General features: G+C 41.2%; 24 protein-coding genes and 1 tRNA gene. 14 read left to right on the top strand and 11 right to left on the bottom strand.

The genetic code is table 11. From position 1 onward, the window contains the following. Positions 1 to 66 precede the first annotated feature (66 nt). The 5 genes from C3432_RS19760 to idnD all read right to left on the bottom strand — a co-directional run bounded on the left by C3432_RS19760 (position 67) and on the right by idnD (position 6062). Positions 67 to 1569, bottom strand: a complete 1503-nt coding sequence (locus C3432_RS19760; protein WP_103778252.1) for a helicase HerA-like C-terminal domain-containing protein — start codon at positions 1567 to 1569, stop codon at positions 67 to 69. Between the two features lie 101 nt (positions 1570 to 1670). Then, the gene (idnR, locus tag C3432_RS19755) at positions 1671 to 2669 is read right to left on the bottom strand and encodes a DNA-binding transcriptional regulator IdnR (RefSeq protein ID WP_103778251.1); all 999 of its coding nucleotides are present in this window, start codon (positions 2667 to 2669) and stop codon (positions 1671 to 1673) included. A gap of 66 nt (positions 2670 to 2735) precedes the next feature. Next, a complete protein-coding gene (gene idnT, locus C3432_RS19750) occupies positions 2736 to 4055 on the bottom strand; it encodes a gnt-II system L-idonate transporter (protein WP_103778250.1) in 1320 nt (439 codons plus the stop codon). 187 nt (positions 4056 to 4242) lie between these two features. Further along, positions 4243 to 5007, bottom strand: a complete 765-nt coding sequence (gene idnO, locus C3432_RS19745; RefSeq protein ID WP_103778249.1) for a gluconate 5-dehydrogenase — start codon at positions 5005 to 5007, stop codon at positions 4243 to 4245. Positions 5008 to 5018: 11 nt separating this feature from the next. Then, positions 5019 to 6062 carry an L-idonate 5-dehydrogenase gene (gene idnD, locus C3432_RS19740; RefSeq protein ID WP_103778248.1) on the bottom strand — a complete coding sequence of 348 codons (1044 nt, stop codon included), beginning with the start codon at positions 6060 to 6062 and terminating at the stop codon, positions 5019 to 5021. Between the two features lie 218 nt (positions 6063 to 6280). Here idnD and idnK point away from each other — a divergent pair, with 218 nt between their 5' ends. After that, on the top strand, positions 6281 to 6823 hold the full coding sequence (gene idnK / locus C3432_RS19735) for a gluconokinase (protein ID WP_103778247.1): 543 nt from the start codon (positions 6281 to 6283) through the stop codon (positions 6821 to 6823). A 24-nt stretch (positions 6824 to 6847) separates the two neighbouring features. Here idnK and ahr read toward each other — a convergent pair whose 3' ends face one another. Beyond that, the gene (gene ahr, locus C3432_RS19730; RefSeq protein WP_103778246.1) at positions 6848 to 7867 is read right to left on the bottom strand and encodes an NADPH-dependent aldehyde reductase Ahr; all 1020 of its coding nucleotides are present in this window, start codon (positions 7865 to 7867) and stop codon (positions 6848 to 6850) included. 208 nt (positions 7868 to 8075) lie between these two features. Between ahr and C3432_RS19725 the strand changes: the two genes are divergently transcribed. The 10 genes from C3432_RS19725 to C3432_RS19680 all read left to right on the top strand — a co-directional run bounded on the left by C3432_RS19725 (position 8076) and on the right by C3432_RS19680 (position 16805). Beyond that, a tRNA-Leu gene (locus tag C3432_RS19725) sits at positions 8076 to 8160 on the top strand. A 189-nt stretch (positions 8161 to 8349) separates the two neighbouring features. Then, positions 8350 to 9600 (top strand): tyrosine-type recombinase/integrase, encoded by a 1251-nt coding sequence (locus tag C3432_RS19720; RefSeq protein WP_103778245.1) that lies wholly within the window; start codon positions 8350 to 8352, stop codon positions 9598 to 9600. A gap of 111 nt (positions 9601 to 9711) precedes the next feature. Beyond that, entirely contained in the window at positions 9712 to 10521 is an 810-nt protein-coding gene (locus C3432_RS19715; RefSeq protein ID WP_103778244.1) for a DUF6387 family protein, read from the top strand. A 166-nt stretch (positions 10522 to 10687) separates the two neighbouring features. Continuing rightward, positions 10688 to 10894, top strand: coding sequence for a helix-turn-helix transcriptional regulator (locus tag C3432_RS19710; protein WP_103778243.1), 207 nt, complete (start codon positions 10688 to 10690; stop codon positions 10892 to 10894). A 20-nt stretch (positions 10895 to 10914) separates the two neighbouring features. Further along, positions 10915 to 11229 (top strand): hypothetical protein, encoded by a 315-nt coding sequence (locus C3432_RS28080; protein ID WP_103778242.1) that lies wholly within the window; start codon positions 10915 to 10917, stop codon positions 11227 to 11229. 282 nt (positions 11230 to 11511) lie between these two features. Continuing rightward, positions 11512 to 12714 carry a site-specific integrase gene (locus C3432_RS19700; protein ID WP_103778241.1) on the top strand — a complete coding sequence of 401 codons (1203 nt, stop codon included), beginning with the start codon at positions 11512 to 11514 and terminating at the stop codon, positions 12712 to 12714. Continuing rightward, a complete protein-coding gene (locus tag C3432_RS19695; protein WP_103778240.1) occupies positions 12707 to 14011 on the top strand; it encodes a tyrosine-type recombinase/integrase in 1305 nt (434 codons plus the stop codon). The genes C3432_RS19700 and C3432_RS19695 overlap by 8 nt, the downstream gene beginning before the upstream one ends. Then, complete coding sequence (locus tag C3432_RS19690) at positions 14008 to 15882, top strand: DNA-binding protein (RefSeq protein ID WP_103778239.1); 1875 nt, start codon at positions 14008 to 14010, stop codon at positions 15880 to 15882. Before C3432_RS19695 ends, C3432_RS19690 begins: the two co-directional genes overlap by 4 nt. Before the next feature lie 14 nt (positions 15883 to 15896). Next, complete coding sequence (locus C3432_RS19685; protein WP_032746578.1) at positions 15897 to 16283, top strand: hypothetical protein; 387 nt, start codon at positions 15897 to 15899, stop codon at positions 16281 to 16283. 96 nt (positions 16284 to 16379) lie between these two features. Continuing rightward, on the top strand, positions 16380 to 16805 hold the full coding sequence (locus C3432_RS19680) for a hypothetical protein (protein WP_103778238.1): 426 nt from the start codon (positions 16380 to 16382) through the stop codon (positions 16803 to 16805). Between the two features lie 52 nt (positions 16806 to 16857). On the opposite strand, the gene C3432_RS19675 is transcribed toward C3432_RS19680, so the two are convergent. The 5 genes from C3432_RS19675 to C3432_RS19650 all read right to left on the bottom strand — a co-directional run bounded on the left by C3432_RS19675 (position 16858) and on the right by C3432_RS19650 (position 20549). Continuing rightward, positions 16858 to 17172, bottom strand: a complete 315-nt coding sequence (locus tag C3432_RS19675) for a cell wall-binding protein (protein ID WP_103778237.1) — start codon at positions 17170 to 17172, stop codon at positions 16858 to 16860. A gap of 18 nt (positions 17173 to 17190) precedes the next feature. Then, positions 17191 to 17577, bottom strand: coding sequence for a hypothetical protein (locus C3432_RS19670; RefSeq protein WP_103778236.1), 387 nt, complete (start codon positions 17575 to 17577; stop codon positions 17191 to 17193). 531 nt (positions 17578 to 18108) lie between these two features. Beyond that, positions 18109 to 19371 (bottom strand): relaxase/mobilization nuclease domain-containing protein, encoded by a 1263-nt coding sequence (locus C3432_RS28560; protein WP_103778235.1) that lies wholly within the window; start codon positions 19369 to 19371, stop codon positions 18109 to 18111. 9 nt (positions 19372 to 19380) lie between these two features. Further along, complete coding sequence (locus tag C3432_RS19655; protein ID WP_103778234.1) at positions 19381 to 19764, bottom strand: hypothetical protein; 384 nt, start codon at positions 19762 to 19764, stop codon at positions 19381 to 19383. A gap of 203 nt (positions 19765 to 19967) precedes the next feature. Beyond that, entirely contained in the window at positions 19968 to 20549 is a 582-nt protein-coding gene (locus tag C3432_RS19650; RefSeq protein WP_103778233.1) for a hypothetical protein, read from the bottom strand. Positions 20550 to 20669: 120 nt separating this feature from the next. Between C3432_RS19650 and C3432_RS19645 the strand changes: the two genes are divergently transcribed. The 3 genes from C3432_RS19645 to C3432_RS19635 all read left to right on the top strand — a co-directional run bounded on the left by C3432_RS19645 (position 20670) and on the right by C3432_RS19635 (position 25567). Continuing rightward, the gene (locus tag C3432_RS19645; RefSeq protein WP_103778232.1) at positions 20670 to 21281 is read left to right on the top strand and encodes a hypothetical protein; all 612 of its coding nucleotides are present in this window, start codon (positions 20670 to 20672) and stop codon (positions 21279 to 21281) included. A gap of 67 nt (positions 21282 to 21348) precedes the next feature. Further along, positions 21349 to 22602 carry a DNA cytosine methyltransferase gene (locus C3432_RS19640; RefSeq protein WP_103778231.1) on the top strand — a complete coding sequence of 418 codons (1254 nt, stop codon included), beginning with the start codon at positions 21349 to 21351 and terminating at the stop codon, positions 22600 to 22602. Then, on the top strand, positions 22583 to 25567 hold the full coding sequence (locus C3432_RS19635) for an ATP-binding protein (RefSeq protein WP_103778230.1): 2985 nt from the start codon (positions 22583 to 22585) through the stop codon (positions 25565 to 25567). Before C3432_RS19640 ends, C3432_RS19635 begins: the two co-directional genes overlap by 20 nt. The last annotated feature ends 1 nt before the right edge of the window (position 25568 follow it).

Genomic DNA, 25568 nt, shown 5'->3' with positions numbered 1-25568 from the left:
CTCCGCCATCCGGCAAGGTAAAGCGCAGTGCCTGATGGCGCTGCGCTTATCAGGTCTGTGCTGGCGTTAGCGTTTTCTGCCCCCCATCAGGCTACCCAACATCCCCCGGATAATCTGGTTCGTCACCTGACGCGCTGCGCTTTTCGCAACGCTCTGCACCACGCCATCGCGCTTGCCGCCGCGCGGCCCGGTACTGCCAAACAGAATATCCTTCAGTCCGCCAAGAATGCCGTCGTCAACGGCGACTTCTTTACCTTTTACCTCGGGATTATTTTGTTGATCGGTGGCGGCCTGAACGCCTTTTTGCAGCATCTCCCAGGCCGATTCACGGTCGACGGCGTCTTCATATTTGCCGTACAGCGGGGAGTGGTTGATAAGCCCGTTGCGCTCATCATCCGTCACCGGTCCCATGCGTGAGCACGGCGCAATGACCATTGCCCGCTCAACCACCGACGGGCTGCCTTTGGCATCCAGAAACGAGATCAGTGCTTCACCGGTCCCCAGTTCCTGGATCGCTTTCTCTGTATCAAACGCCGGATTGGCGCGCATGGTTTGCGCTGCCGTTTTCACCGCCTTCTGATCTTTCGGCGTGAAGGCGCGCAGGGCGTGCTGCACGCGGTTACCCAACTGACCGAGCACGTTGTCCGGAATATCAGACGGATTCTGCGAGACAAACCAGACGCCGACCCCTTTTGAGCGGATCAGGCGGATGACCTGCTCGATTTTATCCAGCAGCACCTGCGGGGCGTCGTTGAACAACAGATGCGCCTCGTCGAAGAAGAAGACCAGTTTGGGTTTTTCCAGATCGCCCGCTTCCGGCAGCTGTTCATAAAGCTCAGAGAGCATCCATAGCAGGCTGGCGGCGTACAGTTTTGGCATCTGGTAGAGTTTTTCCGCGCTGAGGATATTGATGATCCCTCTGCCGTTAGCATCGGTGCGCATCCAGTCTTTAATCTCAAGCATCGGTTCGCCAAAGAAGTGCGTGGCGCCTTGTTGTTCAAGCGTGAGCAGCCCGCGCTGGATCGCCCCAACCGAGGCGCTACTGATATTGCCGTACTGATTCTGGAAAGATTTAGCGTTATCGCCGATATACTGGGTGATTGCCCGCAGGTCTTTGAAATCCAGCAGCAACAGGCCCTGGTCATCGGCAATGCGGAAGATAATATTCAGCACGCCGGACTGCACTTCATTCAGGTTCAGCAGACGCGCGAGCAGCAGCGGCCCGAGGTCCGAGACGGTGGCCCGCACCGGATGACCTTTCTCGCCGAAGATATCCCACAATATCACCGGGCTGGCATGTGGCTGCCAGTCGTTGACGCCGATATTTTTCAGTCGGGTAAGCAGCTTTTCGGAGCCTGCGCCTTCCTGCGCCACGCCAGTTAAGTCACCTTTCACATCCGCCATAAATACCGGGACGCCGATTTCCGACAGTGATTCCGCCAGTTTTTGCAGGGTGACGGTTTTACCGGTCCCGGTCGCGCCGGTAATCAGGCCGTGACGGTTTGCCATGCCCGGCAGCAGGAACAGTTCTGTATCCAGCGTGCGGGCAATTAACAGGGGTGAGCTCATGAAATTTCCTCCATTTATCCTGCGTGGAGTATAGGCAATGTCCATGAAAGAAAGTATGTGTCAGGAAGAGAAAATGACGCAGAGCCTGGCAGGACAGGCTCTTAAAGCGTATTGCCGTGGTAAATCTGATACCCTAAATCAATCGTATTGTGGTTATGGTCGTTGTTCTTGATTTTGCTCAGTAACATCTGCGCGGCGGTACGACCGATGTCAAAACGGGGGGTGATCACGCTGGCAAGACTTGGGATCATCTGTCGGCCCATCTCCAGCCCGTGGAATCCGGCAATGGAGATCTGCTCAGGGACAGAGAGGTTACGTTCCCGGCAAAAAAGCAGGGCGCCCATCGCGATATCATCATTAGTGCAAAACACGCCATCCAGATCGGGGTGCTCGCCGAGCGCGTCGCGCATCAGTTGTGTACCCAGATGAATAGAGGAAATGGCTCGTGGATTGACCCGTAAAGGCGTCAGTCCCTGCCGCGTCATCGCATCGCAGTAACCGTGATAACGTTGCTCATCACGGATATCATCTTTTGACCCAAGGTAGAGGACTTTCTGCCGCTGGCGCTTATCCAGCATGGTGCTGACCATATCAAACGCCGCCTGACGATTATCGAATCCTACTTCCATGTCCAGACGATCGCCCTGGATATCCATCAGTTCGATAATCGGAATGGCGGCTGAGCGCAGGAACTTCACCGTTCTGAGGGTGTGGTACTTTTCGGAAAGAATAATGCCGTCGATATTATAGGACAGCAGATTGATGACCGACTCTTCCTCCGATTCGCGATCATAGTTGTAGTTCGCAATCAGCGTCTGGTAGTTATGGCCGGAAGTCACCGATTCAATACCGGCAAGAATATCGGCGAACAACTGGTTCTGAAAAGAGGGGATCAGTACGCCAAGCGTGTAACTTTGCGCATTCAGCAGCATGGCAGGCGCACGGTTTGGGATGTAATTGATCTCCTCCATGATCTGCGCGATACGATCGGCGGTTTCCTTTGCGACCTTTTTCGGCGAACGGATATAGCGGCTCACCGTCATTTTAGTGACGCCCGCGAGCGTGGCGATGTCCTGCAAGGAAATTCTGTGGTTCCTCATTTTGTCTCCAGTGCCGGGGAACGACGACATTGTTCCCCGGTGATAAAACTACCCCTTCGTAACGCCTTAATGGAGAATTGCGTTGAGCGCCAGTACGCCCAGCAGGCCCATAACAGAAATCAGCGTTTCCATGACGGTCCACGTCCGCAACGTTTCACCCACGCTGAGGTTAAAGTAGCCTTTAAACAACCAGAAGCCCGGATCGTTAACGTGTGAGGCGATCACACTGCCAGCGCCGGTTGCCAGGACCATCAGCGCGGGATCGGCGTGGGTGACGTTGATTATCGGCAGTACCACGCCTGCGGTGGTGATCGCCGCGACGGTGGCTGAACCAAGCGCAATGCGCAGTAATGCCGCAACCGTCCAGCACATGAGCAGAGGTGAGAGCGAGGTGCCCGTCATCAGCTGCGAGATATACTGACCCACGCCGCTATCCACCAGAACCTGCTTGAACGCGCCGCCGCCAGCGATAATAAACACAATCATCGCAATGGCGCCGATGGAGTCACCCACGATATCCATGATTTGCTCTATCGTCCGGCCATTACGCCGACCAAGAGTGAAAATGGCCAGCACAATGGCGATAAACAGCGCCACCGCAGGGTTACCGATAAACTCAAAGAACACCCGCACGCTGTTGGTCTTCGGCAGGGTGATTTCGCACACTGCCGCCACCGCCATCAGTATGACCGGGATGACTGCTGCAAAGATACTGTTCCAGAACGACGGCATCTCCTCTTCGGTGAACAGATGCGGATTAAATAATCCTTCCGGCGGCGCTTTTTCGAAACGCGTTAGCAGTTTTGAAAACAGTGGGCCTGCGACGATGACGGTTGGAATCGTTATAATGAACCCATACAGCAGCGTTGTACCGAGATTCGCCTCAAAGATTGTCGCAATGGCGGTCGGACCTGGATGCGGCGGCAGAAAGCAATGAGTGACGGAGAGGGCTGCCACCATGGGGACACCCACGTACAGCAGTGGTAAACCCGAAGACGCCACCACCGTAAACACCAGTGGCAGCAGCAGAACAAAACCCACTTCAAAGAACATTGCCAGACCGACAACCAGCCCGGTGACGACCAGCGCCCACTGCACGTGTTTTTTACCGAAAGTATCGATAAGCGTGGTGGCGATGCGCTGCGCTGCGCCCGTATCGGAAATTAATTTACCCAACATCGCGCCAAAACCGAGGATCATCGCCAGCCCGCCGAGCGTGCCGCCGATCCCGTTTTGAATCGAGTGTAAAACGGCTTGTGCGTCCATCCCTTCGGCAAATCCGACGACCGCCGCGACCAGTACCAGGGCTATAAAGCCGTTGACTTTAAAGCCAATCATCAGGACCAGAAGCAGTGCGACGCCTGCCGCAATTATGATTAATGGCATAATCTTTTCTCTTATATCCCCGTCATACTTCAGGTTGCAGGTGTGTTGGCTACGCTCACTCACCCGAATCACTTACTCAAGTAAGCTCATCGGGTTCATTTACTTGCCGCCGTCCTGCAACTCGAATTATTTAGGGGGGGCCAAAAATGCAGCGCCTGGGCGCTGCGTGATGTTGCGTTGTGTTGTATCAGACGGCGACCAGCATGCCGCCATCGACAAATAGCAAATGGCCGTTAACAAAATCAGACGCTTTGGAAGAGAGGAACACCGCTGCGCCAATCAGTTCCTGCGGATCGCCCCAGCGTGCGGCAGGGGTTCGTTTACACAGCCAGGCGGTGAAGGCTTCATCCTCAACCAGCGCTTTGGTCATCTCTGTTTTAAAGTATCCCGGCGCGATGCCGTTAACCTGGATGTTATGACGCGCTAACTCTACGCACATCCCGCGTGTCAGCATTTTCACCGCACCTTTTGAAGCGGCATACGGGGTGATGGTGTCGCGGCCCAGCTCGCTTTGCATTGAGCAGATGTTGATAACTTTCCCGGCCTGGCGCGCCACCATGCGGCGCGTCACCGCCTGAGACACGAGGAACACGGCGGTCTGGTTTACCGCGATGACATCGTTCCACTCCTGTTCTGGGAATTCGGTAAACGGATGGCGACGCTGGATCCCGGCGTTATTCACCAGCACATCGACAGGACCAATATCTTTTTCTATCTGTTCAACCGCGTCGTCGATTTCCTGTTTGTGGGTTACATTGAAGGGCGCTGCAACGGCGCGGATCCCATCCTGCTGTAGTTTTGTTACCGCTGCTGCTGCGCGTTCTGGCGTAATATCGTTAACGATAATTTGTGCGCCATATTTGCCAAGCCCGGTGGCCAGCAAATAGCCGATCCCCTGGGCGGAGCCGGTGATTAAAATATTTTTACCTTCCAGCGAAAAAAGATCGTTCATGGTGTCCTTCCTTATTTTTCATTCTCAAAAACCAGCTGCACTTTCGCCGCCTGTGTTTTATCGCCCGCGAAGATCAGCGCCTGTTCCAGATCGGTGAACGGATATTCCGCACTCAGCAGTGGCAGGGGATTAATCACGTTATGAGCAAGCCAGGAGACGGCGGTGTTGAATTCGGTGGTAAACCGGAAAGAGCCTTTCAGGGCGATCTCTTTGCCGATTAGCATCATCATCGGGAAATCCGGAACTGCGCCGCCCATTCCAACCTGCACCATCACGCCTTTTGCGCGGGTCACTTCCAGGCAGGTAGTGATGGAAGAGGGGTGGCCCGACACCTCAAAGCTGATATCGAAATAGCCTTTTTCCTCTTTCCAGCTATCCAGCGAGTCATGCTGCGGATTCACCAGAGTATCTGCGCCCATTTGCTGCGCCAGCGACAGTGAACGGGGGCTGATATCCGCACAGACCACTTCCGCAGCGCCCAGGGTTTTTACCGCGCTGACGATCAGACAGCCAATTGGCCCGACCCCGGAGATAAACACCCGTTTACCCTGAAGATCGCCGGCCTCATGGGCTGCATGGATAGCCACCGCCAGCGGTTCGGCAAAGGCCATAACTTTTTCATCCGCCTGTTCCGGATAAGGGACGCACTGGGCAGTATCGACAGTTTTAAACTGGGTAAAACCACCATCAACATGTGGAAAATACATGGCGCTGCCAAAGAAGCGCATTTCAGTACACTGGTTTTCTTCATGCTGAAGACAGTATTTACAGTGGCCGCATGGCTTAGACGGATTAATGGCAACCCGCTGTCCTTCACGTAATGTTTTTGAATCACTATGAACGACTTTACCAATCACTTCATGGCCTAAAATCATCGGCGCTTTTATTGTGAAGTTACCAACTTTTCCCTCCTGATAATAATGCAGGTCGGACCCGCAAATACCGCCTCGTGTTATTTTTACGAGCGTGCCTTTATTATTCCATGCGATATTCTGTTGTGTTACGGCAACAGAATGCTTACCTGCAACAACGCAGGATTGGGTTTTCACTTCCATAAATTCCTCACTGGGGTCTGGTAGTCACCTCAGGTGCATTTAAGCGGTTTTAATTGTTATTATTTGTGATGAAGATCACGCGTGAAAATTGTTACACTACAATGTTACGCATAACGTGATGCGCCTTGTAATTCTTGTTGATGGAAATAAAAAAACGTGAAATTGCTGAATGTGCAGGCGTAGTATCAGATCATGGAATACGACTCAGGGGTATTTAAATGGCCGGGGAAAGCTATATTTTGATGGGCGTTTCGGGAAGTGGTAAATCGTTAATTGGCAATAAAGTTGCCGCGTTATTATCGGCGAAATTCATTGATGGTGACGATCTCCATCCAGCCAAAAACATTGATAAAATGTCTCAGGGGATTCCATTAACCGATGAAGACCGATTGCCGTGGTTAGAACGGTTAAACGATGCGTCCTACAGTCTTTATAAAAAGAATGAAACGGGATTTATTGTTTGCTCATCATTAAAAAAACAGTATCGCGATTTTTTACGTAAAGGCAGCCCCAACGTGCATTTCCTCTGGCTGGATGGTGACTATGACACCATCCAGGCGCGGATGGAGCGCCGGGCTGGGCATTTTATGCCAGTCGGTTTGCTGAAAAGCCAGTTTGATGCGCTGGAATGCCCGAAGTCGGATGAAAAAGATGTCGTGCGTATTGATGCGAACCATGACATTGAGAGCGTGACGGAGCAGTGTCGGCAGGCGGTTTTTGCTTTTCGCCAGGCGCAGGAGAGTCTCAGCGCGTCAGTATGAGCATCGACGCGCTGGGTCAGAAAATCAGAAGTCAGCTTTCAGCACCACGCGATAGCGGGCCTTACCATCGCGAACGTGCCGGATAGCCTCGTTGATTTGCGACATCGGAAAGAGTTCTGTGGTCGGCGCGACTTTACTGCGACCGGCAAATTTCATCAGCTTACGCAGTTCATAAGGCGTACCGGTTGCCGAGCCAGAGATGCTGCGATCCCCGGCGATCAGGGTAAACGCCGGAACCGGAAGCGGCTTCAGTACCGCCCCGACGGTGTGGAAGTTGCCACCATAGGCCAGCGCTTCGAAGTAGGGCTGCCAGTCGAGATCGACATTGACGGTGTTGATAATGAGATCGAACTGGCCTGCCAGCGCTTTCAGTGCCTCTGGATCGCGACTGTTGACGACTTTATCGGCCCCCATCGCCAGTACTTCCTGTTCTTTCGCCGGACTGGAGCTGAACGCGGTAACTTCGCAGCCCATCGCATGCAGCAGCTTGATGGCGATATGGCCCAGTCCACCGATACCGATTACGCCAACGCGGCTGGTGGCGGTGACATGGTGCATCAGCAGCGGTTTGAACACGGTGATACCGCCGCACAGCAGAGGGCCGGCGGATTCGATATCGATGCTTTCCGGAAGCGGGATCACCCACTGCCAGTCTGCACGCAGCTTTTCGGCAAAGCCGCCGCGGTTGAGGATGGTGGGAACGGAGCCTTCCAGACAGTTAATCTGATTGCCACTGATACAGGCATCGCAGTGCCCGCAGCTGCGTGCAGTCCAGCCAATCCCAACGCGCTGACCAACCTTCAGACCTTTATCTTGCGCCGCGCTGCCGAGCGCCGCCACGCGGCCTATTACCTCGTGTCCGGCAACCAGCGGATACTGAGAGAATCCCCATTCATTGTCGATCATCGACAGGTCTGAATGACAAATACCGCAGTAATCCACCTGGACTTCGACATCTTCCGGCTTAAGCTCGCCCGCATCATATTCATAGAGTTCGAGTTCGCTGCCAGCTTCTTTTGCTGCGTAACTTTTTATCATCGCCATCGTGTTTCCCCTCAATGTGGTGTTGAACAGGAAAGTGTAGAGCATGAGATGCTGCGCCGCTTTGCAGAAGAGGGGATAAAGGACGATGAAAACCGTCAGAGAAGGAGTGCTTGTTTTTTCGACACTTAACGAAACTACCGTACGCAACTGCTTGCATGGTGGCGCGTGACAGGTATAATCCACAACGTTTTCCGCATACCTCTTCAGTGCCGAAGTGGCGAAATCGGTAGACGCAGTTGATTCAAAATCAACCGTAGAAATACGTGCCGGTTCGAGTCCGGCCTTCGGCACCATACAAAGCTTTTTTCAAGTCTACTAACGTCTGCTTTAGTCCATAAAAACAGTAAGTTAAGCAGGTTCCTGACTTGGCTTAGTCTGTTCACGTCTACTCAATTCCTTGAACATATACCAACCGATGATGGTATAACTGATGGTATTCCCGGTTCGATTGATTTTGGTACCAACACTGGAGGTATCAACTGATGGCTCTCACCGATATCAAAGTCAGGACTACCAAGCCCTCCGACAAACCTTTCAAACTCACAGATGGGCAGGGTATGCACCTGCTGATCAACCCCAATGGTTCAAAATACTGGCGACTCCAATACCGTTTCGATGGCAAACAAAAAGTTTTAGCATTGGGTGTTTATCCAATGGTCTCTCTTGGTGAAGCTCGCAGGAAACGAGATGAAGCCAAAAAGTTGGTATCTGATGGTATCGACCCTTCTGAGAAGAAAAAAGCCGACAAGATCGAGCAGAGCGAAGCTCTTACTTTTGAATCTGTTGCCAGGGACTGGCATAAGGCTTGTAAAAGAAAATGGTCAGATTCCCACAGCGAGAGAGTTCTAAAAAGCATGGAAGATGGTCTCTTTACTGCCATTGGTAAAAGAAAAATATCCGAGCTTAATACCAGAGATCTTCTTGCCCCTATCAAGGCTGTTGAAGCTTCCGGGCGATTGGAAGTTGCTTCCCGCCTACAGCAAAGAACAACAGCAGTAATGCGATATGCCGTCCAAAATGGGCTGATAGATTACAATCCTGCTCAGGAGATGGCAGGAGCTATTGCCGTAGCCAAACGAACCCACAGGCCAGCTTTGCCATTCGAACGATTCTCAGAACTCTTAGAACGAATTGATAACTTCAAAGGTAGGAAACTCACGAAGTTAGCCGTAAAGCTGACATTGCTCATTTTCATTCGTTCCAGTGAACTCAGATTCGCAAGATGGTCGGAGATCGACTTTGAAAATGCGATGTGGACTATCCCTGGAGAACGCGAGCTATTGCCAGGGGTCAAACATTCGCACCGTGGTTCGAAAATGCGAACTCCACATCTTGTTCCTTTGAGTTGTCAGGCATTGGCTGTGTTGACGGAAATTAAAGAGATCAGCGGTGATCATGAACTCGTGTTCATTGGCGACCATGATTTCAGAAAGCCTATGAGTGAAAATACGGTAAACAAGGCTTTGAGGTCTATGGGCTATGACACAACCGTGGAGGTCTGTGGACATGGATTCAGGGCTATGGCTTGTAGTGCCTTGATTGAATCCGGTTTGTGGTCGAAAGATGCTGTTGAACGGCAAATGAGCCATCAGGAGCGGAACTCAGTTCGTGCTGCTTACATACATAAAGCAGAGCACCTTGATGAGCGAAAGTTAATGCTTCAATGGTGGGCCGATTACCTTGACCTTCTTAGAATACGACAAGTTTCACCATTTGATTTTAAAAAGACTTAACTATGAATAAGTAGTTAATTAATCGTTCTTCCTTATCAATGCTGTTAAGGGAGAATCAATTCAAATAAGTAGTGTTAACTCATTCAAGCTTTGAATACAGTGGAGGGATTAATGAAAGTAGTAAGCCCTTATGAAGAATTAAAAAGCTGGTTTAGTCTCGAAAACTATGAGCAGTTAAAATCACTTACAATCAAAGAACTGCATACTGAGCTTGCCTTTAGAGAAGCGATTTTCGACAGTGTAAATTTTGGATGGGAGGATGATAATCAAAATTTAAGGTCTATCCTTGAAGGTAATCCTATTTTAAGCAGACAAGATAATAATCATGGTCATTTTGGTAAGGGCCAAAGACATGTTACGCAGGTTAGCTTTGGTGATATAAAAAAATTAGAGAACAAGTTAATAATGTTTAGCATGGATTTTTTTGAAGAAAATGGCGATTTCAAAAAAGAGTTGAAAAAGAAACCAATAACAAAAACTATGAGAGACTTTTTTCTAAACCAAAATAGCAGCAAGATGTATGTTTCATTTGATTTAGGAATGTCCAGCGATGAAGAAATTATAACAACCTTACAAACGATGCTACCCGTTCTCAGGAAAGAATATGAAATTGAGCCAGTAAAAACAGAAAAAATTGGACTGGCAAAAATAAGAAAACTTGTCGATTACAATATTATCCCAATGATGGATCTATTGATTTGGGCAAAATTTAAAAAAGTAAAAATCTCAAATATGGTGTTGTCTCGTGTCTTGTATCCCGACTTTACAAATGAGATCAGAGGAGAAGATCACATTAAAGATACAGACAGGCCTGTTGCAGAGAAGTCATTGAATGGAGAAACAACCCGTAGTCTGGAATACTTTATCAGCAAAAACAGCCATCTCCTCAACATACCGATTTCTGAACTCGGCTCTTTCTAGTTGTAAATCATCATGTTAATTGTCAAGGGGAGGGCATAAATATTTTTCTTCCCCGGAATTCCCTTTCATTCTTCCCTCATCTAACTTTTCAGTTATCAGCATTCCCTTCATAGATACAAATCTGTGTGGCTAATATCTTCGTAACGGAAGCGGAGGAGACAGCCAAATGACTACAACTAATCAAAGCTTAATTCGTTTGCCAGAAGTCTTGAAACGAACTGGTTTCGGCAAGGCATGGATCTATCGTTTGATCAGTGAAGGTCGGTTTCCAGCATCAGTAAAGATCGGCGTTCGTGCCGTTGCTTTTGTCGAGAGTGAAGTTGACGAGTGGATTCAGTCTGTTATTGAAAAAAGTCGAAATAATGTTGCTTAATTGAACTTAGGAGAGATTTTATGAATATCGAAGAATTTGTGAGTGAAGAAAACTATATGTGTAATCTGGGCCAAGATCTTTTTTCCAAGATCTTCGAACCCGGAGCAATTTATGATTTACCTGATAATCAATTTAACAGAAAGATTGTTTACTGGTTAAGCCAGTATTTAGTAGGGAATCTAAGGGAACCGTTAGATGCGATCTCTGAGCTTAATATGTTCAATCAGTTTTACGTTTATGAGACATGGTTCTCGCTAATTAAATGTCCTATTGAGATGAAAAGTCTTTCAAAGCGAATAATCCAATACCACATTGGACTGAGAACTCTTTTGTAAAAATGTAAAGTTTGACTCCATATTTTAACTTAAAACCTTACAAAATTACTTACATTATTTTGGATGCCGTTTATTAGCAAGGCAGTGAGATAGTATCCCAAGGATTAGGTGTACATAATATTAACTAGATCTACCAGATGATAATTTGACAGGAATAAACATCTATCTCACTGTTTTAATTTAACTAAATGGCTTAATCAATTCAAATAAATTTGTAAATCTACGAAATGCTTATTATTAATATATTGGAATTATACTTTTTGTAAAGTTTAGGAGGAAAATATGCGTAGTATTTGTGTGGATTCTTTTATGTTCGAAAATGGTGAGAGATATTGTCATATCGTAAATAAAAATACTGGTGAACCATTGTATTATCCTAACTTGTATATAACAACACAGGTCAGGAATCGGTCAGAGTCTATATCAACAATGAAGGTTATTGCCGGTAGCATTTCATTGTTATATCGATTCTTTATGAGGAAAGAGATCAATATTGATGAAAGAATTCAGAAAAGGATATTTCTGGCTCCTCATGAAATTGAAGATTTGATCGAATTCACTTCATTCAATTTTCGAGATGGCGAGAATGATAATTTTAGAAGTTCAAATGTCAAAAAACCAACTAAGTACTTTCGGATAACAACCATAGCTAACTATCTGGAATGGCTGTGCAAAATACATCTTTCTCATACAGGACAGAAGGATACTCTCAAATATATTTTAGATTTCATTAACAACATAAAACGAAAGAAACCGAGAAATAATGATAAATATAATATGGATATAGAAAAAAGTTTAAATAATGAACAATTGGATTCTTTGTTTAGCATTCTTGCACCGGGTAGCAAATTAAATCCTTTTTCAGAAAAAGTGCAAAAAAGAAACAATCTAATATTCCTGCTATTACACTGCTTTGGCCTGAGAGCAGGTGAACTTTTGAATCTGCGAATTGGTGATATAGATTTTGCAGAATCGACAATTGCAATAAGAAGAAGAGCAAATGATAAAACAGATCCGCGAGTGTATCAGCCTTTAGTTAAAACTTGTGAGAGGAAATTAATTGCTGATAAAAAGCTCATGTTTGAAATTTCAGATTATATTCTGAATGATCGAAGAAACATAAAAAATTCTAACAAACATGATTTCCTGTTTATTACTTATAAGGAAGGAAAAACTCAAGGGCAACCTATTTCATTTTCTTCATATCACAAAGTGGTGAGTGTTGTTCGTCAATCCTCCTCACTTCTAGGGGGATTGACAGGTCACAAACTCAGACATACATGGAATTATGAGTTTTCGAAATCAATAGACAAGAATCAGGACATATCCGATGAAAAAGAACAACAAATCCGTTCTTATCTCATGGGATGGCGACCGGGTTCAGAAACTTCAATAATTTATAATCGCAGGCATATTTTTGAGCTATCGAAAAAAACTGCACTTGAACAACAAGAGCAACTATTCAAAGGAGAAGTTGATGAATAATTTAATTAAATATAACTCGGATAAAATGTCTTTGCATGAACATAAAATCGTCAGTTCGCTTGAAAATAATGGAATCAATCTTACAAACTTAATATATGCTATGAACGAAAATTTGGTTTGTGGATTTGTAAATACAGTACAGTATTATTTTAATAGCAACAGCTATTTGTATGTGAAAAATATTGTTAGAAATATGGAGGGTCTTATCCGTAAATTATCTCCTACTCATATTGATGATAAGGTTCTAATTGAATATCAAAATAAAGAATTATCAAAATCCCCAGCATCATTTCGTGTTTTACGACCATTTTTGATTAAATGGTTTGAGTTAGGATATCCTGGAATAGATGAAAGTGCGGTAGAACTGTTAAAGCATTTGGACCTAAAAATAAAAAAATCTGGTCAGTCTGTGCTTCAAGATGATCCAACAGAGGGACCACTAACTAAAGAAGAACATGCTTCTTTGATTAAGGCTATGAATCATGCATATAGAAAAGGTGAACTGTCACTGCCAGATTATGCAATATCACTATTGATCAGCCTTACAGGTAGAAGACCTCAGCAGTTAGTTATGTTGAAATATAAAGACCTTCTTCAAAATAACTTAGATAATGGAAAAGTAGAATATGTAATTTCAGTGCCACGAGTTAAACAACGGGGTAAAGAACTACGATATCGAGAACTTGCAATAATATCAGAGGTTGCATCAATTGTTCAATTGCAAGCTAATCAATCAGTGAAACTTGTTGAGCAAGCTCTTGGAAAAACTCTTGATGATTATTCTAAACGAGAAGTTCCTATTTTCTTAAATGAGGAAAAACTCTCAGATTTATCCATAACAGGTTCAATTCTTCTGGAGAATAATAAATTTTATGCGAAGCCTACAATTGCTAATGTAGCATTGAAGAGTATTGTTAATAATGGGGATATAATATCCAACCGTACCGGTTCGATACTAAATGTTACTCCTCGTAGGCTTCGTTATACAATAGCAACCATGCTGGCTAAGGATGGGCATAATGTTAATACTATAGCTGAATTATTGGATCATTCCTCTACTTCAAGTGCGGGGATTTATATTAAAAATCATGCTGACAGTGTTGAGAGGATTGATTCCGCTGTTTCAGAACAATTGTCATTTGTCGCTGATATTTTTATGAACGGAATCAAATCGAAAAAGAGTAGTCATTTCAAATTTTTTTCTTCAAGTAGATGCCAGAGTCAGAATTCAGGATTTCCTTGCAATCAATGTATATTTTTTATTCCGATTGATCGCAGTGAGGTGAATCAACTATGAATAATATTATTTTGTTCAAATCAAAAAAACATATTCTTGTAGAAGAAAATTATAATGAGTTCATAAAATTTTGTCGCTATCAACTGCCCGGACTAACCCAAACTCAGGATTGGGAACAATATGTTTGGAAAGGGTACGTAACTTTTAGAAAGATTGGGGTTGGAAATAAAGTATTTAACTACAAAGATGCCATGCATGAAGATTTTCTCGATTTTGCAAAAGCACATATCAGATATCAACACTCATTGAAACCATTGAAAAATTATGGGGTTATTATGATGGCCTTGCGATGTCTCGAACAGGCCCTTTTGCAGGTTCAGAACACTGGTCTCATTTATAATGTTACAGCCGTTGTTTTCGATGAGGCAATGCAGATCGGGAGTAAATATTTTGAAGGTAACGTTTTGGCTAAATGTGGAATACAGCTTGAAAAAATATCAAAGTTTCTGTGTGAACATAATCTTGTAAAGTCAGGATATATCTCATGGAAAAACCATGTAAAACAGAAAGTCAAAAACAATTATCTTCCTGAGATCGAGGATTATCACCGAAGCGATAAGTTACCAGATGAAGAGGCATTGCTCGCTATTGCTGATATTTTTTCTCAAAATGATGAGTTACTGAGTCCAAGGGATAAGTTCACCAGTTCAGTATTTGCACTTCTGCTTTGTTGTCCGAGCAGAATTTCTGAAATTTTAGCCTTACCTGCTGATTGTGAGATTACACAAATAGATGGAAAGGGTATCGAAAGATATGGATTGAGATTTTATTCGGTAAAAGGGTATGGCCCTAATATCAAATGGATTCCACGGGTTATGATACCAGTTGCAAAGAAAGCGATTAGAAGATTACTTTCCTTATCACAACATGCAAGAGCACTTGCTCAGTGGTGCGAAAAGTACCCGGATAAATTTTACCGACATGAGCTTTGCCCAACAGTTGATGAAAAAGCTAAATTGACCGTTGTACAAGTTTGCCATGCACTGGGGTATCATTTATTTGATCATAAATCATGTGTTTTAAAAATTAAAAGAACGAGTTTGGATGGTGGGAGAAGTTTCTTAAACCACAATGATTACAACTATTCATTGAGTGATTTGTGGGAAATTATTAGTTCTAATTTTAGCAGAGACTTTCCATGGTATGATAAAGAAAAATCCATAAAATTTAGTAATGCTTTATGCTTGCTCAATACGGATCAATTTTCTTTATCAAGAATGACTTCAATTTTCACATTTTATAAACCTACTAAAAGTTTCTTTTTCAGTGATATACAAAGTAAAAAAAGCTATGAGATGAATTATAAAAATATATTTTCCCGATATGGGTATTATGATGATGAAGGTAAACCACTACTTATTCGCTCACACCAGCCACGGCATCTTTTAAACACAATAGCTCATTATGGTGAAATGTCTGAACTGGATATAGCTAAATGGTCTTGTCGTATCAATGCGAATCAGAACAGAGTTTATAACCATGTGTCAGAAGAAGATATGTTAGATAAAATAAAAGCTATTAAATTGAGCATGAAAAATTATTGTCAAAGGGAATCAATACCCACAAATGAAATGACAGTTGATTTTGATAACCTGAATGAAGGAGCAATTCACTTAACAGAATTTGGCTACTGTGTGCATAACTATTTATTTCGTCCTTGTAATAAAATCGATGAATTTATAGAATATGATAATGAAACACTGGAAATGAAATCAATAGATAGAATTAGACTTGAATATATCCGAGAAAAAGTAACAAAACTGAAGAGTATAACGCAGACCGCTTATGAAAATGGTGATTATGGTGCAGACAAATGGCTGCAACACCATGAGAAAAATTTGGAAAGAATTAATAAACTATTGAATAATTGAAACAGGAGATACATATGGCAAAACATTTAAACAGGAGTGAAATAAAAACAATTACAAATATTATACTGGCTTGGGACGGCAAAATAACATGGGATGATTTATGTGAATCAGTATATAAAAATCTAAACAGAACCATTACAAGGCAATCTTTAAGTGCTCATAACGAAGTTGTTGAAGCATATAAAACAAAGAAAAATTTGTCCAATTTGAAAAAATCAGGCCTTAAAAAACCAGCTAATTTAACGATTGCGGCACAACAAATATTAAATCTAAAAGCCGAAAATGAAATGTTAAAAAAACAGAACAATAGATACAAAGAGCAATTTAGTTATTGGCAGTATAATGCTTATAGACATGGTCTCACTATGGAACAATTGAATAGACCATTTAATAAAAAATAGCAATTGATAGGTTGCACCTATTGACAAGTTAAATAAATGCGATAAATATAAACATATGGTCAGGAAGACTATTTCAATTATGCAAGGATGCATTTTATGGACAAAAACATCATCAATTCAGAGTTTACTCTGGAAGAGCAACTTATCATTATTGTCGATAAGTATATCTCAAAAAGATACCATCCCGGAGATAAAAGTTTCTCATATCAACTTTACCTAATTTTTGTGGGCTATCATTTAAAGTATTTCTATCCTAAAAGAATTTATTCCAAATCAGATCGCAATATAGACAATGTGATGACCATGTTCAGTTCGGTATACAAAAGTCTGACAAGCAGTCTACTACAACGATTAAATAACAAAGAAGGGGTTCTTAGGGAGCTAAATTCTCTCGTTAATTATATTGATAACAATCAAGAAAAAGCCGAAGAAATCTATACTACTGTCAGAGCACAATATGAAATGAAAGTAATCGAGAAAGAGTTAACCCATGAAGTTCGCGTAAGAGCCGTCAGATTATAGGCAATAAAAAGCCCCAATGCGGGGGCTAAAAGAGACTTCTTGATATAGGCTACTACTGAACTTCTTTCCAGTTACCATCAGCTTTCACAAGCTTTACAGGCTTTGTCTGTTTCATATTGCTAATAGAGGCATCGACAATGCAGTTATAAACATTGTTTGCTTCTTCTGTGCAGTTAACTTTCTTCACATAATCGATTCTTAAAAGATCTTTTTCGGGAATACTTGAGTTCAGAGCTTTCATACTTGCATTTGATCTTTCTACAACAATTTTGAAAGCATTGTATATATCGTCTTGCGATGGTTCACTGTTACATGCAGTTAGAAGACATGTAGTAAGGATAACTGTAAGGATTGAGTATATTTTCATTTTATTATCCAGAAATAATTAATTAAGAATGCCAGTTTTGGTGTTGTTGTTGTCAGAGGAGAAAGCCCATCTACTTACGGTCTCTCCCTTGAAGTCGATTTCAAGCGTTTTAGACTGAGTCTGAGAACCGCCAGTTAGCAATCCGACAACAGGGATAAAAGTCGTTGCACGGAACTGATTGTTAGACATGAAATATTTCCACTGCTCATTTCCGTCATCGAGTGTGGTTCTTGTATCAGGCTCACCTAACTTAGTGAGTAATTCCGACTTAGTTGTTTTGTTTTTAATGATCTTTGACTGGAGGCTTTGCGGTGTTTCGTTTTTAAGGTTCTGGTTCCCTGATGTTGAACAGCCAGAAATTAAAAATATTGCAATGAAAAAGGAGGTTACAATAAATTTATTCATTTTATCTTCCTTATTATATTTGATTAGGGTTAGCTTTTATGTGTGAAAACGGCTCTGTGTGCAAATTTCTTACGTAAATAGAATCTTAAAGAAATTGCTGATGCAAAATAGATAACGACAGCAAATATAAAACTTTGACTGACAGCGAATATGAAGAAAGCTATCGCCAACAGCACAATTCCTATTAGTAAAGCTAACCAAGATGAAACGGCTCCATATTTGATGGTTGAATGACAGCCAGTGCAGACGCTAACTCCAAACTGGCTCTCTTTGAAGCAGAACGGGCACTTTATTGTTTCGTTTTTCATATCAACCTCAAGGTTGCAGATTAAATGGTGCGTTTACAGAGATTCTCGATGACCGACTCTCTTTAGTAAAATTGCTTGTACCGATCGATGATTAGCTCTTGATAGGTTTTGGTTATCACAACTAGATTATCGATCTGTAATAACGATCAATATTTTCTTGACTAAACGCAAATTTGTTACTACAGATAGAGTGCGGTTACGAAAAGTATTTGTAATTGACTGTCTATAAACGAATTTTTCTTGCAGGTTTTAGATGATGTGTTGAATAGACTTCTGAGAAGTTTGTAGGGGTCTTATGAAGAATGCTCTTACCATAGCTTCGCAGAAGCTCTATTAACCTTCTGATAAATGGAATCCAGCCGATGAGCCTGAGATGCTTTTGCTGTTTGACTGTATTCTTTAGAAGAATCTTTTCTACGAGTGCGGTCCGTTTGTCTTCTCTGAGCCGTAATTCCAGTTCTGCAATTTTTCCACCGATACTTTCCCTTCTCTCAGTTGTCCTTAAAATCGTTGCAGGAGCAGGAGCAGGAGCAGGAGCAGGAGCAGGAGCAGGAGCAGGAGCAGGAGCAGGAGCAGGAGCAGGAGCAGGAGCAGGAGCAGGAGCAGGAGCAGGAGCAGGAGCAGGAGCAGGAGCAGGAGCAGGAGCAGGAACAGCAGGGTGGTCTTTTGTTGGTGTGTTGGTTCGTATAGCTTCTAAGTGGTCGGGGTTGTAGCTAAGTTGCTTTTGAAGATTTACCCAAGAGTATGCCTTTCCAAGCTGAGATGCTTTGAAGGCTATATCTCGGTAGGAAAATGAGAACCCGTTCATTTTACCTGTGCTTGCGACATTCGCCGTCCAACCGACTTCTGCTTCTTCCAGCCTCTTGATAAAAGTTAAAAGGTCAGGTGTATCTGCAAAACTTTTATCAAGTATCTGCTGCAGAGCTTCTCTTGGTGAAAGCACCCCGGTTCGTTCCGATAGCATTTTCTCATTACGGGATACTCTCTTCCGCTTCGGTTGTGCTTGCGAGGGGGGAGATGCAGTTTTGGTCACTGTCAGGCCATGAGCGACTTCGAGTTTACTGATGATCTGCGTGCTGATGAGGTTTTCGTTCCTACCCAAGTAGAGCTTCCCACCATTGAGATCTATGCGACTTGCGATAATGTGTATGTGCTGGCCATCGTCTTCATGAAGCACATAACAACGAAGGTGAGTATCATTAAACCCCATCCTCTTCATGTAGTCATCTGCGATGCTGGACCACTGTTCAGCCGTTAGTGATTCACCTGCTGGTAAGCGTAGGGAGTTATGCCATACCGGTTTCTGAACATCTGGACGAAGCTTTTTAGTGCCATCAAATTCAGCGATCAGTTCAAGGACTGAATCACCTAACATGTTCCCGCCAATTACGATTGGATCACTTTTATGATGTGAACCTGGCTTTAACACATAGAGAACCACACCAGAGAAGCTTTTTCCCCTTTTGATCTTCTGCATTCCTTTCATGCGAAAAAACTACCTTACGGACGGATCAGAAGCTGTAAGACATGAGCGAAGCTCTTTAATCTGCTTTTTAACAGCGAAGATCTCTGTTTTCGTCAATTCACTATTACTGCTTTTAGTATCAAGGTGGATTATTAGACGATTTAGCTTTTGAGATATATCTGACAATGATTGCCAAACTTCTAAGTTGATTGCAGGAATGGCAGGAGGAAGCTTTTGAAGTGATGCCATGCGAAGCCATTCACCTTTGCGTTTATCACCACGGCTTGCATTAAGAAGCTCTAACTCTTCTTTATTTAATCGTACACTGACACAGTGTATTCGCAATGATTGAGATTTATTATCGCTAATTGGCTTAAATTTATTTGTATACGACAATGTTATTATTTTACTCATATAAACTCCTTTTCATATGTGTATTCGCTTTAAAGTGAGCAATTCCTTTGCAACACATTATATATTTATAGTGGAAATGCAATTCATGTCAATGAGGTAGGTTCGACTTTGACTTTCTTTTTCAACCGAAGGGCGAAAAACAAGGGAACTCAGAGAAGCGGAGCTTCGATGAGTTAGCCCTTGCTTAGGAGGTGTAGTGTTTATTATATGTTTGGTTTATTACTATTTGATATTTTATCCAAAGGGTTGAGTGAGTTTGAAATTTCATCTTTGTCTGAAGCGATTTTGTCAAACTTATCTTTAAGATAGTTAATGCTAGTTTCTAAATATAATATTACACTATTATTGCGATTTATTTCTTTATGAATTTTTAATAAAAAACAGCACGTCGAATATAATATCATGTCGAAAATTGTAATGGTTGATTTTTCTTCTGGCAACTCTTCTAACTCTTCTTCACACTCTTCGCCTAACAGTATAATTCTTAAACGACAGCCTTCTTCTTCGTTAATAAGCTTTAACTTTTTTTCTAATATAGGAAATTTGAATAAAGGATTTTCAGCTTGGTGAGCTTTCTGCAACTCCTTTTTTTTATTTAATGCATATGCTTCTGTAACACAAACAATAGGATCAATTTTATTGGCTCGATCAATAACTACAAAAATAGGAATGAAGTTAGAAGGGCAAATATTATTATGCGATAGTTCAATTTTTAAAAATTCAGGGATATATACTAAAAACTCCGGGGTGCAAATCTTTACAATGTAAAATCTATGATTTGACATATTAAGATCTCTCTTGGCTATGATTTAAGAATGCTGATATCAAAAAATAAATATTAACATCATTCATAGATATTGACAAACAAAAAATATGCATTATCAGTAATTAAAAGAGGGGAATATATGGACTTTCATCATTTCAATTTAAAACTTGAAGAAATTTGCTGCGGAAATAAAAAGTTGTTTGCGTTTCCTAAAATATATATTGATGCAAACAACAACTTATACTACAACTCACTTGATAGCGTTTGTCTTTCCGAGTCGTACATAACTAAAAAAAATTATTTTTATAATAACAACGAGATTTTAATTGATATATTAAAGATAAAAAAAGAATTTAAAGTGCATGATTTATATTTGGAGTTTGATGAAACAAGTTTGTCTTTAATAAAAGTGCCAATTTATTTTAGTGTTGATGAATATCATTTCAATGAATTAATATCAGACGTGTTTACTTTAACAATGATAAAAAAACTATGTAAACAAAAAAATGAAGAGGCACTACTAGTTTCGATAATAAATTATCTTAAACTGTTTGATTTAAATAAATCTATTTTTATCATGCAATATATTTCCTTTTATAATATGGTAACACAACACCAGCTTTCGAGAATTTATATTGAATACATTCGTCATCTGAACAAAAAAAATTTATTTAGTACGAAAAATAATGAAAAGCTAACTCAAAAGGCAATATTTAGGTATTTTTCAATAAAGGAAATAAAGTTAGCATGAGGAACCGAATTTATTCAGTTTAAGTATTTATGCTATACAGGGTGACTTAAAACCAGAAACTGCCTTGATGTTACCTTTGGATTGTGATAACTGCCCGCTTACTGTAAAATTAGTTGTAAGAAAACGATTGCTTATAAGAGTGAAGGATAAATTGAATAAAATCAAGGCCATAGATCTTTTTTCAGGTGCGGGAGGCTTTTCGTTAGCCGCTCTGGATCTGGGTATTGAAATTTTAGCTGCAATAGAACTTGATAAAGATGCTTGTGATACATACAGAAAAAATTTAATTCAAAAAAGAGAAAATAGCATAAAATTACTAAACAAAGATATTATGGCTATTTCACCTGATGAGTTAATGGATAGCTTACAACTAAAAGAAAAAGAGTTGGATCTAATCATTGGTGGGCCACCTTGCCAAGGTTTTTCATCTCATAGAATAAAAAATGCTGGTGTTAATGATCCAAGAAATGAATTACTTATTCGCTACTATGATTTTGTTAAAATTTTTCAGCCTAAGATGTTTCTTGTTGAAAATGTGCCAGGTTTGCTTTGGGAAAAACATAAAGATTATTTAAACAACTTTAAAAGGCTTGCCGCTAATAGTGGATATAATATCTTGGGTCCATTAAAGTTGAATGCAAAAGATTATGGAGTTCCTCAAAACAGAAACCGGGTATTTATCTTAGGACTCAGAGATGATATTTCTATCAGCGAAGGTGATTGGCCACCTTCCCCAACTCATTTCAAAGATAAAAAACCTTATTGGGTTAATGCTTCTGAAATCTTTGAAAAACCTACATCTTCTATTATTGAAAAAATTACTGCTGTTTTAGGGCAAGATGTCGCACACAAATTAAAATTTAGAAATACGCTTAAAGAAAATAAAAGTGATCCAAATAATATTCATATGAATCATGCTGATTATATGATTGAAAGATTTAGTTTGACACCAATTAATGGCAGTCGGGAAGATGTTGATTTTAGATTGCCTTGTCATTCGAATGGCTATGTTGGTCATAAAGATGTTTATGGTCGGATAAGGCTATCATTACCTGGCCCAACAATAACGACTGGTTGTTTTAATCCTTCAAAGGGCCGTTTCCTACATCCGTGGGATAACCATGGAATTACTGTAAGGCAGGCGGCTAGATTTCAAACATTCCCCGATGATTACATTTTTTCTGGAGGCATCATTAGCCAAGGGAAACAGGTGGGAAATGCTGTTCCTGTAAATCTGGGGAAAATTCTTCTGAAATCTTGTGTTGAAATAATAATCAATAACTCTCATAGGGATGATAAAAATGCAGATGAGATCTCTTAGCTTTAAAGCGAGAGCAAGGACAATTGAACATCTCGGTAAGGGGCAGATTGCAGATTGTCCAACTGCTGTAAGCGAGCTTTGGAAAAATGCATATGATGCTTATGCAAGAGATGTGGCATTATACACAATAGATGGCGATTACCCTTGCGGAGCCCTTATAGATAACGGTTGCGGAATGTCCTTGCAACAAATTATTGATAATTGGCTTGTTGTTGGCACCGAATCTAAAACGAGAAAGAACACATTAGAAGAAAATGAGCGGTTCGGATTAGGTATCCGAAAAACTCAAGGAGAAAAAGGGATTGGGCGATTATCTGCTGCTTTTCTATCTCCCGTAACTTTTCTTGTTACTAAGAAAATGGATAATAATTATGTTGCCTTACTAATTGATTGGAGGCTTTTCGAAAACCCGTATCTCTCATTTGACGATGTCACTGTTCCATTCAGAGAGTTTGAAAAAATAGATTCTCTCTCTGATGTTTTATCTGGTTTGCTCATTGAACTTAAGAAGAATGTATCCTTTCCCAGCAAAGATGATGATGAAGATGAAGTTCGTCATTTTAATCATCTTCTCACAAAAGCAGCTTGGGAAAAATTCTCAGAAGACGAGAAAGCTGTAAATGAAAAAAGTGACTTTATTACTACTCAAGATAAAATAATTAATTTTTGTGACCAATTTAAAATTGATCCTAGTGTCTTCGTTCCTTGGGAAGAAATCCTAATCAAAGTTGAAAAGATAGACGGTGGTAAACATGGTACCGCTCTCTTTTTATTGGAGCTTGGACGAGATTTGTCATTATTAACCAATGCAGGGGATTTAGCTAAGGATAATGCAGAGTTATCTGATGTTGAACAAAGCTTGGTTGACACTTTAAGGGCATTTGTAAATCCTTATATTTTAGAGGATCTATCATTCTCTTATGAGATATATACAGTTAAGGCCAATGGTTACCATCGTCAAATATTAAAGCAATCGGATGTATTTAGTAAAAGCGATTTTGATGCTTTAGAGCACACTGTTGTAGGCTATGTTGATGAGAAAGGTTGGTTTAGAGGTCGCGTAAAAGCTTTTGGTGAGGATAAGGGCGAAGTAGTTATTCCTGCCAGCATAAGTGTTAATTCTGATTCTGGAGTCGGACCATTTGAAATTCAAATTGGGACATTAGAATTTCTGCCGCAAAATACCTCGCACACCGAGCGAGAGCATACACACTTTGACCTCAAGGCAAAAAAATATGCTGGGCTTATGGTGTTTCGGGATAATTTAAGAGTGTTGCCATATGGACGAGTAGATAATGATTTCTTCCAAATCGAGGAAAGACGTTCATGGAATGCTGGGCGGTACTATTGGTCTAACCGAAGAATTTTCGGATTTATCAGTATCACACAATCAAATAATAAAGAACTAAAGGATAAATCTGGAAGGGAAGGCTTCATTCGAAACCAAGCTGCTAGAGAATTGAAAACATTAGTTTCAGATTTATTAACATCATTAGCGGATAGATTTTTTGGTAGAAATTCCGAAGATCGTAAAGAACTTCTTGAGCAAGTTAAACGTGAAAAGGAATTACGAAAATCAGCACAGCAACAAGCTCGTAAATCGACACAAAAGAGTTTCTCTGAGGCACTAAAAACGCAAACTCCCGTTTTAGATGCTTCGCTTGAAGCTGTAAAAAAATTGAAGACTAAATTAGATAGTAATCAAAACAAGCATGATTATAATTATATAAAAGAAATAGATGCTGACCTTGCTAATTTAGAATCATTGAGAACAGAAATAAAAACTCCAACTAAGCCACCTAAAATTGGTGTATATGAGGAGAGATATAGAAATTATCGTGATAAATACAATGAATTCTCTGCGTATATATTAGAGATGAAATTAATAGTTAATAAATTGGATTCTGAATTAAATAAGTTAGAACCTTCGTTAGTAGGTAAAAATCATCTTGATAAAAATCAAGGGATCATAAATGCCAGATTAACCAAGTTTAGTAATAATATAGATGAAAAAACAAATGCTCTCTTAAAGAAATGGGGAGAAGAAATTAAAAGTGATAGAGCTATATATTACTCTAAAGCTATATCAATAGTTGACTCAATTAATAACAATACTGAGATCGAGAATGTTTTAAATTTACTCGACAGCATTTATATTGAAACAATTGACTCCCTAACATTCAAATATCAATCTATAAATAAAGGATTAGAAAGGTTATTTGAAGGAGTAAATTTAGACTCAGCTTTTTCGCTATCAGAAGAAGAAAGAGAGTATTTCGAGGATAAAGCTAAGAGTTTAAATGCTTTGGCTCAGTTAGGAATCAGCGTCGAAATACTCTCACACGAGCTTGAAGAAATGGACTCGATGGTTACACGAGGACTAAATTCTTTGCCTTCAGCCGCGAAGGAACACCCTGGTTTCACATTGGCTCTGAATGCACATAGATCATTAACACAACAAATCAGGTTTTTATCACCTTTGAAAATATCTGGATATCAGTCAAGGCAAAAAATTTCTGGAAAAAATATAATGGATTATATCCTGAAGTTTTTTGGTGATCGTTTTGAAAGACAACGTATTTCCATTGAGTTCGGTGATGATTTTAAGAACATATCTATCAATGATATACCTTCACGAATATATCCGGTTTTTACTAATATTATAAATAACGCAATGTATTGGGTGAGTTTGTCCGATAATCGTCTAATCAAAATAGATTTTGTTAATTCTTTAGTTATAATTGCAAATACAGGCCCTGCTATAGACCCAGATGACATTCCTCGTTTATTTGAATTGTTTTATAGCAAAAGAGCTAATGGTCATGGTGTCGGGCTTTATTTATGCAGGGAGAATTTAGCTGTAGCACACCACAAGATTTGGTATTCTGATCCAAATGTTGAAGATGACTATTTAATTAAAGATGGTGCTAATTTCGTAATTAAGTTCAATGGAGTGGAGTCATAAC

Origin of the sequence: Citrobacter amalonaticus (genome assembly GCF_002918555.1) — a bacterium.
GTDB lineage: Bacteria > Pseudomonadota > Gammaproteobacteria > Enterobacterales > Enterobacteriaceae > Citrobacter_C > Citrobacter_C amalonaticus_A.
The sequence above is the reverse complement of the archived record's forward strand: the minus strand, read 5'-3'. Positions and strand labels throughout refer to the sequence as shown.

Bases quoted from the DNA above. Each gene is read 5' to 3' on its own strand.
- C3432_RS19760 (WP_103778252.1), bottom strand. From the start codon at position 1,569: ATGAGCTCACCCCTGTTAATTGCCCGCACGCTGGATACAGAACTGTTC.
- idnR (WP_103778251.1), bottom strand. From the start codon at position 2,669: ATGAGGAACCACAGAATTTCCTTGCAGGACATCGCCACGCTCGCGGGC.
- idnT (WP_103778250.1), bottom strand. From the start codon at position 4,055: ATGCCATTAATCATAATTGCGGCAGGCGTCGCACTGCTTCTGGTCCTG.
- idnO (WP_103778249.1), bottom strand. From the start codon at position 5,007: ATGAACGATCTTTTTTCGCTGGAAGGTAAAAATATTTTAATCACCGGC.
- idnD (WP_103778248.1), bottom strand. From the start codon at position 6,062: ATGGAAGTGAAAACCCAATCCTGCGTTGTTGCAGGTAAGCATTCTGTT.
- idnK (WP_103778247.1), top strand. From the start codon at position 6,281: ATGGCCGGGGAAAGCTATATTTTGATGGGCGTTTCGGGAAGTGGTAAA.
- ahr (WP_103778246.1), bottom strand. From the start codon at position 7,867: ATGGCGATGATAAAAAGTTACGCAGCAAAAGAAGCTGGCAGCGAACTC.
- C3432_RS19720 (WP_103778245.1), top strand. From the start codon at position 8,350: ATGGCTCTCACCGATATCAAAGTCAGGACTACCAAGCCCTCCGACAAA.
- C3432_RS19715 (WP_103778244.1), top strand. From the start codon at position 9,712: ATGAAAGTAGTAAGCCCTTATGAAGAATTAAAAAGCTGGTTTAGTCTC.
- C3432_RS19710 (WP_103778243.1), top strand. From the start codon at position 10,688: ATGACTACAACTAATCAAAGCTTAATTCGTTTGCCAGAAGTCTTGAAA.
- C3432_RS28080 (WP_103778242.1), top strand. From the start codon at position 10,915: ATGAATATCGAAGAATTTGTGAGTGAAGAAAACTATATGTGTAATCTG.
- C3432_RS19700 (WP_103778241.1), top strand. From the start codon at position 11,512: ATGCGTAGTATTTGTGTGGATTCTTTTATGTTCGAAAATGGTGAGAGA.
- C3432_RS19695 (WP_103778240.1), top strand. From the start codon at position 12,707: ATGAATAATTTAATTAAATATAACTCGGATAAAATGTCTTTGCATGAA.
- C3432_RS19690 (WP_103778239.1), top strand. From the start codon at position 14,008: ATGAATAATATTATTTTGTTCAAATCAAAAAAACATATTCTTGTAGAA.
- C3432_RS19685 (WP_032746578.1), top strand. From the start codon at position 15,897: ATGGCAAAACATTTAAACAGGAGTGAAATAAAAACAATTACAAATATT.
- C3432_RS19680 (WP_103778238.1), top strand. From the start codon at position 16,380: ATGGACAAAAACATCATCAATTCAGAGTTTACTCTGGAAGAGCAACTT.
- C3432_RS19675 (WP_103778237.1), bottom strand. From the start codon at position 17,172: ATGAAAATATACTCAATCCTTACAGTTATCCTTACTACATGTCTTCTA.
- C3432_RS19670 (WP_103778236.1), bottom strand. From the start codon at position 17,577: ATGAATAAATTTATTGTAACCTCCTTTTTCATTGCAATATTTTTAATT.
- C3432_RS28560 (WP_103778235.1), bottom strand. From the start codon at position 19,371: ATGAAAGGAATGCAGAAGATCAAAAGGGGAAAAAGCTTCTCTGGTGTG.
- C3432_RS19655 (WP_103778234.1), bottom strand. From the start codon at position 19,764: ATGAGTAAAATAATAACATTGTCGTATACAAATAAATTTAAGCCAATT.
- C3432_RS19650 (WP_103778233.1), bottom strand. From the start codon at position 20,549: ATGTCAAATCATAGATTTTACATTGTAAAGATTTGCACCCCGGAGTTT.
- C3432_RS19645 (WP_103778232.1), top strand. From the start codon at position 20,670: ATGGACTTTCATCATTTCAATTTAAAACTTGAAGAAATTTGCTGCGGA.
- C3432_RS19640 (WP_103778231.1), top strand. From the start codon at position 21,349: ATGTTACCTTTGGATTGTGATAACTGCCCGCTTACTGTAAAATTAGTT.
- C3432_RS19635 (WP_103778230.1), top strand. From the start codon at position 22,583: ATGCAGATGAGATCTCTTAGCTTTAAAGCGAGAGCAAGGACAATTGAA.